Origin of the sequence: Paenibacillus farraposensis (assembly GCF_020736845.1) — a bacterium.
Taxonomy (GTDB): domain Bacteria; phylum Bacillota; class Bacilli; order Paenibacillales; family Paenibacillaceae; genus Paenibacillus; species Paenibacillus farraposensis.
This window is the reverse complement of sequence record NZ_JAFFQR010000011.1, coordinates 73,484-86,688: the sequence shown is the minus strand read 5'-3', so window position 1 is coordinate 86,688 and position 13,205 is coordinate 73,484. Positions and strand designations below refer to the sequence as shown.

General features: G+C 44.7%; 16 protein-coding genes and 1 tRNA gene. 14 read left to right on the top strand and 3 right to left on the bottom strand.

Annotated elements, in window-relative coordinates; translation table 11 throughout:
• Positions 1–14: 14 nt before the first annotated feature.
• From JO375_RS02620 to JO375_RS02610, 3 genes are all read left to right on the top strand, one after another.
• Positions 15–776: a ParA family protein gene (locus JO375_RS02620; protein WP_229523008.1), complete on the top strand. Its 762-nt coding sequence runs from the start codon at positions 15–17 to the stop codon at positions 774–776.
• On the top strand, positions 769–1,611 hold the full coding sequence (locus JO375_RS02615) for a ParB/RepB/Spo0J family partition protein (protein ID WP_229523007.1): 843 nt from the start codon (positions 769–771) through the stop codon (positions 1,609–1,611). Before JO375_RS02620 ends, JO375_RS02615 begins: the two co-directional genes overlap by 8 nt.
• A gap of 200 nt (positions 1,612–1,811) precedes the next feature.
• Positions 1,812–2,333, top strand: a complete 522-nt coding sequence (locus tag JO375_RS02610; RefSeq protein ID WP_229523006.1) for a DUF4446 family protein — start codon at positions 1,812–1,814, stop codon at positions 2,331–2,333.
• Here the strand turns inward: JO375_RS02610 and yyaC are convergent.
• The gene (gene yyaC / locus JO375_RS02605; protein WP_229523005.1) at positions 2,287–2,892 is read right to left on the bottom strand and encodes a spore protease YyaC; all 606 of its coding nucleotides are present in this window, start codon (positions 2,890–2,892) and stop codon (positions 2,287–2,289) included. The two genes, JO375_RS02610 and yyaC, sit on opposite strands and share 47 nt — an antisense overlap.
• A gap of 212 nt (positions 2,893–3,104) precedes the next feature.
• On the opposite strand from yyaC, the gene JO375_RS02600 reads away from it, so the two are divergent.
• From JO375_RS02600 to JO375_RS02590, 3 genes are all read left to right on the top strand, one after another.
• Positions 3,105–4,061, top strand: coding sequence for a mechanosensitive ion channel family protein (locus JO375_RS02600; protein WP_229523004.1), 957 nt, complete (start codon positions 3,105–3,107; stop codon positions 4,059–4,061).
• Positions 4,051–4,275: a DUF951 domain-containing protein gene (locus JO375_RS02595; protein WP_229523003.1), complete on the top strand. Its 225-nt coding sequence runs from the start codon at positions 4,051–4,053 to the stop codon at positions 4,273–4,275. Before JO375_RS02600 ends, JO375_RS02595 begins: the two co-directional genes overlap by 11 nt.
• Before the next feature lie 76 nt (positions 4,276–4,351).
• A tRNA-Ser gene (locus JO375_RS02590) sits at positions 4,352–4,442 on the top strand.
• 132 nt (positions 4,443–4,574) lie between these two features.
• Here the strand turns inward: JO375_RS02590 and JO375_RS02585 are convergent.
• Together JO375_RS02585 and JO375_RS02580 are read right to left on the bottom strand one after the other, a co-directional pair.
• On the bottom strand, positions 4,575–4,892 hold the full coding sequence (locus JO375_RS02585; protein WP_229523002.1) for a hypothetical protein: 318 nt from the start codon (positions 4,890–4,892) through the stop codon (positions 4,575–4,577).
• A gap of 367 nt (positions 4,893–5,259) precedes the next feature.
• Entirely contained in the window at positions 5,260–5,454 is a 195-nt protein-coding gene (locus JO375_RS02580) for a YjzC family protein (RefSeq protein WP_068505254.1), read from the bottom strand.
• Between the two features lie 413 nt (positions 5,455–5,867).
• Between JO375_RS02580 and rpsF the strand changes: the two genes are divergently transcribed.
• The 8 genes from rpsF to JO375_RS02540 all read left to right on the top strand — a co-directional run bounded on the left by rpsF (position 5,868) and on the right by JO375_RS02540 (position 13,182).
• Entirely contained in the window at positions 5,868–6,152 is a 285-nt protein-coding gene (gene rpsF, locus JO375_RS02575; protein WP_229523001.1) for a 30S ribosomal protein S6, read from the top strand.
• Positions 6,153–6,201: 49 nt separating this feature from the next.
• On the top strand, positions 6,202–6,693 hold the full coding sequence (ssb, locus tag JO375_RS02570) for a single-stranded DNA-binding protein (RefSeq protein WP_229523000.1): 492 nt from the start codon (positions 6,202–6,204) through the stop codon (positions 6,691–6,693).
• Between the two features lie 21 nt (positions 6,694–6,714).
• On the top strand, positions 6,715–6,987 hold the full coding sequence (rpsR, locus tag JO375_RS02565; protein ID WP_007433228.1) for a 30S ribosomal protein S18: 273 nt from the start codon (positions 6,715–6,717) through the stop codon (positions 6,985–6,987).
• Positions 6,988–7,515: 528 nt separating this feature from the next.
• A complete protein-coding gene (locus JO375_RS02560; protein WP_229522999.1) occupies positions 7,516–9,255 on the top strand; it encodes an ABC transporter substrate-binding protein in 1,740 nt (579 codons plus the stop codon).
• A gap of 70 nt (positions 9,256–9,325) precedes the next feature.
• Positions 9,326–10,288: an ABC transporter permease gene (locus JO375_RS02555; RefSeq protein ID WP_229522998.1), complete on the top strand. Its 963-nt coding sequence runs from the start codon at positions 9,326–9,328 to the stop codon at positions 10,286–10,288.
• Positions 10,289–10,299: 11 nt separating this feature from the next.
• A complete protein-coding gene (gene opp4C, locus JO375_RS02550) occupies positions 10,300–11,223 on the top strand; it encodes an oligopeptide ABC transporter permease (RefSeq protein WP_229522997.1) in 924 nt (307 codons plus the stop codon).
• Between the two features lie 13 nt (positions 11,224–11,236).
• Positions 11,237–12,220 carry an ABC transporter ATP-binding protein gene (locus JO375_RS02545; protein WP_229522996.1) on the top strand — a complete coding sequence of 328 codons (984 nt, stop codon included), beginning with the start codon at positions 11,237–11,239 and terminating at the stop codon, positions 12,218–12,220.
• Entirely contained in the window at positions 12,217–13,182 is a 966-nt protein-coding gene (locus JO375_RS02540) for an ABC transporter ATP-binding protein (RefSeq protein ID WP_229522995.1), read from the top strand. The genes JO375_RS02545 and JO375_RS02540 overlap by 4 nt, the downstream gene beginning before the upstream one ends.
• Positions 13,183–13,205: the final 23 nt, after the last annotated feature.

Here is a 13,205-nt window from a genome sequence, read left to right as displayed (position 1 = left end):
ATGAGGTGAATGAAGTGTCAAAAATAATAGCCGTAGCCAATCAAAAGGGCGGAGTAGGTAAAACAACTACTTCCGTGAATTTGGGCGCCGGGCTTGCTTCCCTCGGCAAAAGGGTATTGCTCGTGGATATCGACCCGCAAGGCAATACAACCAGCGGTGTAGGTATCAATAAGGCGGATGTGGCAAATTGCGTTTATGATGTACTCATTAACGAGGTTGATCCTGGTGAGGTGATTGTTAGCACACAGATTGAGGGCCTGGATATTATTCCGGCAACGATTCAGCTGGCAGGTGCGGAGATCGAACTGGTGCCGACCATATCTCGAGAGCTAAGATTAAAAAGGTCACTTCAGCTCGTGAAGCATAATTACGATTATATATTAATTGATTGCCCTCCATCGTTGGGGATTTTGACGCTCAATTCGTTGACGGCTTCCGATTCGGTCATTATTCCGATTCAATGTGAATATTACGCATTAGAAGGATTAAGTCAGCTATTAAATACTGTACGATTAGTACAGAAGCACTTAAACACCTCATTACAAATTGAAGGTGTGTTGTTAACGATGTTTGATGCTCGCACGAATCTGGGGATTCAAGTAATTGAAGAAGTGAAGAAGTATTTTCAAAGCAAGGTGTATCAGACGATTATTCCACGCAATATAAGACTTAGCGAAGCCCCATCGCATGGCCAGTCCATTATTACGTATGATCCCCGCTCTCGTGGGGCAGAGGTATATATTGAGTTGGCAAAGGAAGTGGTATCTTATGAGTAAACGGTTGGGAAAAGGACTGGATGCACTCATTCCCTCCCTTACAGTCAATGAAGAGGATAAGGTTGTTGACGTTCCGCTTAGCCAGTTGCGTGCGAACCCGTACCAGCCTCGAAAGACATTTGATGATGAATCTATCAAAGAGTTAGCCGAATCCATTCGTCAGCACGGTGTGATCCAACCCATTATTGTACGCAGTGTATTGAGAGGATATGAGATTATAGCAGGGGAAAGGCGTTTTCGAGCGTCCCAGTTTTGCGGCAATCCAACGATACCTGTAGTTGTTCGCAATTTTACAGATCAGCAGGTAATGGAAATTGCCTTGATTGAAAACCTGCAACGTGAAAATTTAAATGCGATGGAAGTGGCAGTAGCTTATCAGGGGCTAATGGACCAGTTTTCCTTAACACAGGAAGAATTGTCCATGAAAGTGGGGAAATCACGCTCACATATTGCCAATTTTCTCCGCTTACTCGCTTTACCGGAGGAAGTTAAGGAGCATGTTTCACGTGGAACATTATCTATGGGACATGCCAGAGCCATTGTCGGACTCAAAGATCCAAGCATAGTGAAGCAGCTAGCACTGCAATGTATTGAGCAGCAGTGGAGTGTGCGCGAACTGGAGGAAGCCGTACAGCGATTGGACCACAGACCTGGGGATGCGAAGACCAAAACCAAGGTGCGAAAAAAGGACCCCTTTATTGATCACATGGAGGAGTTCCTGCGTGAGCGTTTTAAAACGACCGTGAAGATTAAGCACAATAAAGATAAAGGCAAAATCGAATTGAATTATTACAGCCAGCAGGATTTGGAAAGATTACTGGAGCTATTGCAGTAGTCTGTGACAATATGGACATGTCTCCTTGAGCAGAATAGAAAGTGAGATATGTCTTTGCTTTGTCTGGAGTTGTAGAAATCAGAATGCTATTGATGGATATACTAATAGCCTCCTGTTATTTGTTTCGCTGTTCTCAAACGTATAAAATATAAGATATGGCAGTAACATGATTTTTGAGGTAGAGGGGTAGAAACAAGCATATGGTTGAATTGAATGGACTAATTATGGAACAGCTTGCAGGAATCGTTGCAGGGATCATCATCATTTTGCTTTTCCTGTTGATTGTTATTATTGTGCAGGGTGCAAAGTTGAAGAAAATGCGGCGAAAGTATGAGACCATGATGGCAGGCAGCGGTGTTGAAAATTTGGAAACGCTGCTGATTGATTTGAAAGTACAGATGGATACGATTGAGGATGAGCAGGCAGCCCATCGTGCAAGCATGAAATCTCTACGCAGCAAATTGACTGGCCTAAAGGGACATGTAGGCATCAAGCGTTATAATGCTTTTGGCGAAAGGGGAAGCGATCTGAGCTTTTCTATGGCTATTGTAGATGACAATCAGGATGGCATCGTGTTAACCGGTATATACAACCGGGATGGTTCTTATGTGTATGCCAAGCCGCTGGAAGCGGCACAATCATCCTACTCCTTATCACCTGAAGAGAAAGAAGCTGTTACTCTTGCGCTGCAAGCAGGACGGAACGGTAATGCCACTCCTTAATCGCGGAGTATAAGCTGCTAGCAATGATATCTGATAATTTCATTACCAGATTTAGTCTTGTATTTTGCAACACGAAATATTCCATGAAGCCGCCGACGTTAACGATACCTGTCAAATGGATATCGCCGACCGGCGGTAATTCTTTATTTACGCCTGCTCCGGGCTTAAGGGGACCCTGCGCGACCTGGATGCACCCCACACTGGAGGTTTGTCCAAGACAAGCATCGATGCCGATCATGTAAGGCTGTTCATACCGGGCATATATGTCGTTGAGCGTCGTTTGCAGATTCATTGCGTGCACAGGCTCATCCAATGTTCCATAAAGGTTGAACAAGGGACTCTTATAACGTGATAAATTTGTACCCACAAGCGGTCCCAGGCAATCTCCAGTAGAACGGTCGGTGCCGATACAGATGATGACGATATTTTGCAAGCTCGGTGCCTGATGCAGATGGAACAGCAAACGATGGATGATGGCTGATTGGATCCCGGGATCGGTGTGTGATACTTTTAGGCTAAGGGGTTCTTGTCCTGGAATGAAGTCAGATGGATGAGTCATATTATCTTCCTTTCGCTCTGTAATGGAGTGTGTGGAGGTAGCTTTTATTCTTTAGATAGTAGTAGTAGCTAGTATATGGATAAGTTTGTGTTTTTATACTTGGGAAAGTAGATTATTCATAGTCGTATGAATAACAACAGCTGATGAGCTTATAGTAGGAAATAAATACGGGAAGCAGGAAGGGAAGTTTCCTGGTTGAAGGAGGAAACAGCATGACCTTTATGCAGTTGCTGGAGGGCGATGCAGGCACAGACGAGGTAGTAAAGGGTGCAATCCACATGAAGGATGTTGCATGGAAATTTATTGCAAACGGGGACATGTGGTCGACCTTTTTGTTTGTTATTTTGAAAATCGCTGTTATCTTCATCATTACACGTATCTTTATTCGGATTATTAATAAAATTATAGATAAGTCCATGCAGCAAAAGGGAGATAGCGGCAGGTTCCGATTAAATACAAGGCGATTAACGACTGTTGGGGAGCTTCTAAAGAATGTAACCAATATTGTTTTCAATTTCATTTTGATAATGCTGGTATTATCGCAAATGGGAATTAACCTCGGACCGCTGATTGCCGGAGCTGGAGTACTTGGCCTAGCTGTTGGTTTTGGGGCACAGAGCTTGGTCAAGGATGTAATTACCGGATTTTTCATTATTTTTGAAGATCAGTTTGCCGTAGGAGACGTCATTCAGACAGGAACCTTCAAAGGAACGGTAGAGATGATTGGGCTGCGTACAACCAGGCTGGTGAGTTGGAAAGGAGAGGTCTACATTTTGCCCAACGGCTCAATTACGACGGTTACGAACTTTTCCATGTCCAACGCATTGGCCGTTGTCGATGTACCGATGAAGGCGGAGCGCAGCCTGGAAGAAGCGGTTAGCCTGGTCAAACAAGCAATCCGGGGAATTGAGGAGTCTAATGCACAGGTGCTGAATATACCGGATGTACTGGGAGTTCAGTCCATGACAACATCGGAGTATATTGTTCGTGTTGTGGCGGAGTGTATGCCGAATACAGCGGCTGTAGTGGAACGTGATATTCAGAACAGTATCAAGAAGAGTTTGGAGGATGAGGAGCATCGTTCTCGTCAGGCTAAGTTAGAGACGGCAGTAACCTTTGAGAAAGAAGATAACCAGGAAGATAAAGGAGGAGAGAAGAGTGGAGCGTAAGTCGTTTGAACTGGGGGATATTGTGCAGATGAAAAAGCCGCATCCCTGCGGAACAAATGAAATGGAAATTATTCGTATGGGGATGGATATTCGAATCAAATGTGTCGGTTGTCAGCACAGTGTGCTGATTCCACGCGCCAAGTTCGAGAAGAATATGAAGAAGGTGCTGCGCTCAAAATCCAATGCTGACGATCAGAATTTGGAAACCATGTGAGTGGATACGGTGAATCATGATGGACAAGAATCAGCTTGCATTATGGTTGCAATGATGATATAATAATTATTGCTGCGGAAAGGTACCCAAGAGGTCCAAGGGGGCTGACTCGAAATCAGTTAGGCGTCGCGAGGCGTGCGTGGGTTCGAATCCCACTCTTTCCGCCACTAACTTCATTAGATAATTGAACTATCTCTTATGCTTGTGGGCATAAGAGATTTTTGTTTTTTTGGAATTGTATACACCAAAAAACTCCTGATAGCAGAAAAGATCAGTGCTGCCAGAAGTTTTTTTGATGGTTAAAGCTGGTTCGGAGGATAATGATAGCGTTTTGTTTTTTTCGAACCGGAGATCATTAGAAGGATCGCTGCAATTAAATGGAGAACCCAGCCGATGATGGGAATCCAGGCAAGCAATGAAGTGAGTATCCCCCATACAGAGCCATAGATCGCCTCCTGATTGCGTAAAGACAGGATGAGTGTCACTGCATGCAGGATTAACATGAAGCCCAGAGCTGAATAACCTGTCCCTATGACAATGGCCCCTCCCACAATCGGTACAGCAAACACCAATTCGAATATGCCTGATATCCATTTTAAAATTCGGGAATAACTCATTTTTAAACCTCCGTTATTGTAAGTCTCTGTACTTGGATATATTCTAGCAGAAGGAGCAGAATTAATATGAATTTTACCAGTATATGCAAAAAGTCTGATAATACAACAAAGGAGGACCTCAAAGGCCCTCCATCGTAGGCGGTACATTTTTAACAGGATACGATCTGTCCAATCACATCACGAAACTCGGTGTATTTACAAGCAATACCAGTGTTGAAAAGACAGTGTCCTTTTTACACAAACCTAACGCTTCTAATGCTTTGAATGGATCTCCTAACAGTTTGTCCGGCTACGTTGTCCAACGGAACCACACCTCTCTGTTGTACCGCCTAATCATAATATGGCCCAGATTCCGAAGAAATATACATTAATGAACGCGGGCTTTCGTTTTTTTCTTCCACTTGCGGTTATGGTTGGTGGTTTCCGGAAAAAAGTCGCCTCTTTCCAGCGTTACCTGCTGCGGGTTTTGAATTTCCGTATGAAAGCTTTTCTCGCCCACTTCCATATACACACCGTCGTTAGGTACTTTGTCGCCTGGCTCAAATTCGGTTTTTTCACCCATGAGAAATTCCCTCCTTATATATGTTGATCTGAATTGCAACCCTTAGTGTGCGCTGTTGCATGCAGAATCATGTGTCGTGTTTCTATCGGATGGTGGCGGTAAGGTGACAGCGGCTGCGCATCCCATTATGACAGTTATTATGCGCGAATGTGTGGCTCATTTCCTGCTCGGCTTGACCCACAAAGCCACGCCAAATAAGGAAACCTATTCAGATATAACAGTGTTTCCTAGGCGGACAAACGGTAATGGTGGTTTATCTCGAAAGGCAGATTGATACTGTAATATTGTTGTGAAAATAAAATTGCGGGTTGCATCCAGTCGCTCAATTTGGTAGACTTATTTAGTGCGAGTTTAGGCTCGTTCCTTGCTCTCAACTGGATTGAGGGCCTTATGTCCATAAGGAGGTGTAAAGAATGCGTAAATACGAAGTAATGTACATTATTCGTCCTGACATTGACCAGGAAGCTGTTCAAGCGACAGTCGAAAAATTCCAAGGTATCATCTCTAACGGCGGTGGCGAAATTACGAATCACGATGTTACTAAACGCCGTCTTGCGTATGAGATCAAGAAATTCCGTGATGGTTCTTTCGTTTTGGTAAACTTTACAGCAGAACCTGCTGTTGTTACTGAGCTTGAGCGTATCATGAAAATTTCTGACGAAGTAATTCGTTATCTCATTACGAACGACGTAGCTTAATTATTGTACGTGATTATGTAATGAACAACGCTCAAAGGAGGGGATTGGATTGTTGAACCGTGTCATTCTGATCGGTCGTTTGACCAAAGATCCGGAACTGCGTTATACACCGTCTGGTGTAGCGGTAACCCAGTTTACCCTGGCTGTAGACCGTCCGTTTACAAGTCAAGGCGGCGAACGGGAAGCGGATTTTTTACCGATCGTAACCTGGCGTCAGCTTGCTGAAACGTGCGCTAACTATCTTCGCAAAGGTCGTTTGACGGCTGTTGAAGGCCGTATCCAAGTACGCAACTATGAGAACAATGAAGGTAAACGTGTGTACGTAACTGAAATTGTGGCTGATAATGTTCGTTTCTTGGAATCTAGCCGCGATAGCGGCAATGGTGGCGGCAATAGCGGTGGAGGTATGCGTGAGGAGTCTCCTTTCGGAGGCGGTAGCAGCAATAATGGACGTGGGTCTAATAACTCGCGAAACAATCAGGATCCTTTTTCCGATGACGGAAAACCGATCGATATTTCAGATGATGATCTACCATTTTAATTAGGAAAGGACTGACAAAGAATGGGCTTCAGACAAAGAGAAGGCGGCGACGATAACAAAAGACCAGCTCGTCGTGGTGGTCGCAACAAACGTCGTAAAGTATGTTTCTTCACTGTGAACAAAATTACTCACATTGACTATAAAGATACTGATTTGCTTAAAAAATTCATCAGCGAGCGTGGAAAAATCCTTCCTCGTCGTGTAACTGGAACAAGCGCGAAATATCAACGTATGTTGACAATCGCGATTAAACGTTCCCGTCAAATCGCATTGCTTCCTTACACTACTGAATAGTAGCAGGAAGAGAAAGGACATTCCCGGAACCGGGAATGTCTTTTTTTGTGTCTTTTTATATTGACAACAAGTGCCATCTATTGTAACTTACTAATAATACAATCCATGTTTAACCATTAGTCATAATCATGATTGTATAATCAAATTCTTAATCATACGCTTCTTAACTCCCCAGAGTAAACATTCCTAGATTTTTCATGTTAAATTATATTACATATAATTTAAACTCACAGTCAATTTTTCATCATTATAATTTATGGAATTTGCAAAAATAGACGGTTTTCGTTTTTAGGTTACATAAAAAAGATATTGACGTGATGTTATTTTACACTTAAGATAAACCTTAATAAAAATGTAATGGTTATCAGTCCATAAAATTGACCAAAGGTCTAAAACTCGTATTTACTCTATTCATGGTAACAGTTAGAGGATGTGGACACTTCATTTTTAAGCCTTAGGCTTTAATAAATTACCGCGGGAATGGAGAAAAGATGTTAAATAAAGAAGCGACTAAGGGGGATTAACAGGATGGTAAAGACGAAGAAATGGGTTTCTTTGCTTATGGTGCTTACGATTGTTGGTGTTCTGTTTGCCGGATGCAGCGGAGGTGCTAATGAGGCACAGCAAGAGCCGGGTAGTGCGAAAAATAAAACAGAAGGTAATGAAGAGAAGGTACAAGTCACGGATGGTGTCATTAAAGCGCAAGATCTGTCGCAAAATCCATCAGGAGCAACCAATCGAAAAGATAATATTGTGGTAGGTATGACATCACCCAAAGGGGTATTTAATCCGCTTTTCTGGCAAACGACTTACGATCTGTATGTAGTCAGAACGGTATTTGATTCCTTTATACAGGTGAAAGCAGATGGTACATATGAAAATAGCCTGGCTGACAAAGTGGATGTATCGCCGGATGGACTAAAATATACGTTTCATTTGAAGCCAGGTGTGAAGTATAGCGACGGCACGCCGGTAACGGTGAAGGATTATGCCTTTGTTCTCAAGGTGCTGCATGATCCGAATTACGACGGTGAAACGGATGTTCTGTCTTTTAAGATTAAAGGTGGTAAGGAATATCACGATGGTAAAACAAATGATATCTCCGGTATCAAAGTCATTGATGATAACACGGTAGAAATAACAGTTACAGAAGCAACAGCCTATACTAAGGATTTTTTGGGTGAGTTATATTTCATGCCAGAGGCTTATTACGGAAAAGGCTACAGAAAGGGCAATCTGGACAGTATCAAGGCGCTTAATAACAAGCCAATCGGCTCCGGGCAATACGTGCTCAAGAGCTTTTCTCCGGGCCAGCAAGTGGTATTTGAAGCCAATCCGAACTACTTCAAGGGTGCACCGAAGGTGAAATCGGTTATTTTCAAAACAACCACGGAAGAGACTAACCTGTCCATGTTGCAAACGGGTGAAACCGATATGGACAACGTTACGGTTACTGAAGATAACGTAGAGGAATTGAAGGCTCTGGGCTTCCTGAATGTGCATATTATGCCGACGAACGGATATGGATATATCGCGTTTAACCACAAAGAAAAGAAATTTCAGGACCCTAAAGTACGTCAGGCTCTAACTATTGGCTTGAACCGCAAGGAGATCGTGCAGGGCGTATATGGCCCATATGCGAATGTGATTAACATTCCTCAGTCTACAGAATCCTGGTCTTACACGAATGAAGGCATCAATAAGTATGAATTTGATATGGGTAAAGCGAAGGCTTTACTGGATGAGGCAGGATGGAAGGCTGGCGCGGATGGGATTCGTGAGAAAGATGAAGAGAAGCTGACGATTAATTTCTCTGCGACCGCAGATAATCCCGTTGTAGAAGCATTGCTGCCGATTATGACGAACAACTACAAGGAGCTGGGCATTAAGCTGACATCTGAAACATTGGATTTTAACGCAATAATGGATAAAAAGGATACAGGCAAGTTCGATATGTTCTTTGCTGCTTGGGGCTTGACACCTGATCCGGATACAACGGTTTATATTACGAATGGTGCACAAAATGATATCGGCTACTCGAACAAAAAGGTCGACGAGTTGTCGTTTGCCGGCAAGCATGAATTGAACCAAGAGAAGCGCAAGGAGATCTACAAACAGCTTTATCAGGAAATGAACAAGGATTTGCCGGTTATCTTTATGTACCAACGCAGAGATATGTGGCCGATTAATGGACGTTTGACCGGCTTTGATATCTCGCCATACAAGGATTTTGAATTCACTTTGCATAACGCTCAGATCGCTCAATAAGGGTTGCCAATCATATGCTCAGCTCTCACGGGCTGGGCATGATCACTTTATTCGTTCTGGAGGAATGATTATGAAGCAGTACATTATTCGCCGACTGCTGCAGCTCATCCCCACACTTATTGGCATATCCATTATTGTATTTGCGATTTCAGCCATGGTGCCGGGTGATTATATTACAGCCAAGCAGAACCCGAATATGACCGCCGAAAAGGCGCAGCAGCTACGGCATATTTACGGGCTGGATAAGCCAGAGTACCAACGCTACTTTATATGGGCCGGCAATATGCTAAAAGGAAATATGGGAGATTCATTACAGCATAAGCAGCCCGTAACGAGGGTCATTGGCAATTATGTATGGAACTCATTTATCATTGCTTTTTTTAGTCTTATTTTTAGCTGGCTGATTGCTGTTTTTGCCGGGGTGTTTTCAGCCAAGTTTCAATATTCACTGTTCGATAAGTTTGTTACATTATTCATTTTCTTATGTATGTCGCTGCCTTCATTCTTTATAGGTCTTCTGGTTATCAAAATATTTGCACTCGAATGGGGGATTCTTCCGGTTGGAGGGATGACCACAGCAGGGATGGAGCCAGGCTCGTGGGCTTATGTAGTGGATATCCTCAAGCATATGTTTCTGCCGACACTCGTACTTACGATGTTAAGTACAGGCAGTCTAACACGGTATTTCCGTACAGGCATGCTGGAGGTTATCCGTCAGGACTACATTCGTACTGCACGTGCCAAAGGCTTGAAGGAACGGACGGTTATTTTCAAGCACGCTCTGCGCAACGCATTGATTCCGGCAATCACACTGCTTGGCTTCGAACTCCCGGCCTTGTTTGGAGGGGCGATGATTCTGGAGAAGGTATTCGTGTGGCCGGGTGTGGGGCAGGTTTATCTGGAGTCAATCAGCATGCGGGACTATCCGTTTATGTTGGGCTTCACTATTTTCCTGGCTGTTCTTACGCTCCTTGGAAATCTGCTTTCGGATGTCTTGTATGGCATGGCTGATCCAAGAATTCGCTTGAAATAGGAGGGATACTATTGTCCGCAAAAACAGTCATAATTGAAACGAAATCAAAGGCGGCGATCTGTCCTGAAGCGTCCCCATGGAGAATGGCCATTCACCGTTTTAACCGAAACCGTCTGGCCTTGGCCGGACTCGTTATATTAATTTTGATGGTGATTATCTGTGTATTAGGACCGATGATTTCACCTTATCATTTAGATGATTACAAGCTATCTGACAAAAATTTATCGCCTAATGCCCAGTATTGGCTCGGTACCGATAAGTTTGGCAGAGACATTTTACTACGGACGATGCTGGCTGGGCGTATTTCTTTGACGGTGGGACTGGTCGCTACGTTTATTTCGGTCGCCATCGGTGCGACGTTAGGGGCGCTGGCCGGGTTTTACCGTAAAAGCGTAGATACGATTATTATGCGGATTGCCGATATTTTTATGGCACTGCCTACACTGCCGCTGCTTATCATTTTAGGTGCGGTATTATCCGATTTGAAGGTTGATCCGTCGAACCGGATTTATTTCCTGATGCTCATTATTGGGGCTTTGAGCTGGACGAGCTTGTCCCGTCTGGTCAGAGGGCAAATTCTGTCACTGCGTGAACAGGAGTTCATGCAGGCAACAGAGGCGCTGGGCTTGAGAGATCGCAGCAAAATATTCCGTCATCTGCTTCCGAATACCATTCCTATCATTATTGTTACGGCTACGCTCGGGGTGGCTGGCTCCATTATTACTGAATCTGCGCTCAGTTATCTGGGAATTGGTGTGGTGCCGCCCACTCCTTCGTGGGGGAATATGATTTCGGCTGCGAATAATCTGATCGACTTCCGCAAACGGCCTTGGATATGGATTCCGCCGGGAATGTGTATTCTGATTACAGTTGTAGCCATTAACCTGATCGGTGACGGTTTGCGCGATGCACTGGACCCCAAAATGAAGAAGTAGGAGACGAACGTTTATGGAAAATGCTTTGATCGAATTTCGCAACCTGAAGACCCACTTTCATACCTCTAACGGAACTGTCAAAGCGGTCAATGACGTCAGCTTTAAAATTCGTGAGGGTGAAACGCTCTGTGTGGTAGGGGAATCGGGCTGCGGTAAAAGCGTAACAGCGATGACCATGATGCGGCTGATTGATTCTCCTCACACCTCTGACGGTGAAATCTGGTTTGAGGGCAAAAATCTCTTGACGCTGGGTAAAGGTCAAATGCAACGAATTCGCGGCAATGACATTTCGATTATTTTTCAGGAGCCGATGTCTTCTTTGAATCCGGTGCTTACGATTGGAGAACAGATTACGGAACCGCTGCTGATGCATACATTAATGAGTAAAAAGGAAGCACGTGCGCGAGCCATTGAACTGATTAGTTTGGTAGGCATTTCGCGGCCGGAGGAAATATTTCATTCCTATCCCCATGAGATGAGTGGCGGTATGCGCCAGCGGATCATGATTGCCATCGCCTTAAGCTGTAATCCGAAGCTGCTGATTGCGGATGAGCCGACAACGGCACTGGATGTTACGATCCAGGCGCAAATTCTGGAATTGATGCGGGATTTGAAGGATAAGCTTAAAACCTCCATTATGCTTATCACACATGATTTGGGTGTTGTGGCAGAGATGGCGGATTATGTAGTAATTATGTACGCAGGCAACGTTATTGAAGAGGCTCCTGTCATTGAGCTGTTCAAAAATCCGCAGCATCCGTATACCCAAGGACTTTTAAAAGCCAAGCCTGTCATTAATCAGAAAATGGAGCGGCTGTATTCCATCCCGGGCCAGGTTCCCAACCCCATTGAGCTTGGGGAAAATTGTCATTTTCATGACCGATGTGCGCATTGTATGCAAATTTGCAAGGATCAGGCTCCTCCCTTTAACGAAAAGGAGAATGGTCATAAGGTTGCCTGCTGGCTATATGAGAAAGAAGGGGGGCAACGGATATGAGCGAGCCTTTAATGCAGGTGGAAGGGCTGAAAAAGTATTTTCCGATCACAGGCGGAGTTTTTCAGCGTACGGTCGGACATGTAAAGGCGGTCGACGATGTATCATTTGATATTTATAAGGGTGAGTCCTTCGGGCTGGTTGGGGAATCGGGCTGTGGGAAAAGTACGATTGGGCGGACGATTCTCAGACTGATGGATAAGACGGATGGCTCGGTGCGCTACAGAGGAGAGGACCTGTACGCGTTAAGCAAAGAGCAAATCCGGGCACTTCGTCCAAAGCTGCAAATCGTGTTTCAGGACCCTTTTAGCTCCTTGAACCCGAGAATTAAGGTCGGCGAAGCTATCGGGGAGGCGCTGCTGGATCACGGGCTGATTGATCGCGCCGAATTGCGTAAGAAGGTTAACGAAACGCTGACCATTTGCGGCCTGTCCTCGTATCACTATGATCGGTATCCGCATGAGTTCTCTGGCGGTCAGCGTCAGCGGATCGGGATTGCCCGGGCCTTGATCTTAAATCCTGATTTTATCGTAGCGGACGAACCTGTATCTGCGCTGGATGTGTCGATTCAGGCCCAGATCATTAACTTGTTAAGTGATTTGCAGCAGGAACGTCAGTTAACGTATCTGTTCATCTCGCATGATCTGAGTGTGGTTGAGCATCTGTGCAGCCGCATTGGTGTGATGTATTTGGGCTCGATGGTAGAACTGACTTCCAAGGAAGAGCTGTTCCGCAATCCACTTCATCCGTACACGAAGGCGCTGCTATCGGCGGTCCCGATTCCCGATCCGACGGTCAAGAGACAGCGGATTGTGCTCAAAGGGGACATTCCTTCTCCGGCCAATCCGCCGTCCGGCTGCAAGTTCCATACACGCTGCCCTATGGCGGAAGCGCGCTGTAAAACAGAGGCACCGATATATCGGGATGCGGGTGACCAGCATTTTGTAGCCTGCCATTTTGTATAATGCAACAATAAAATAGGATATAA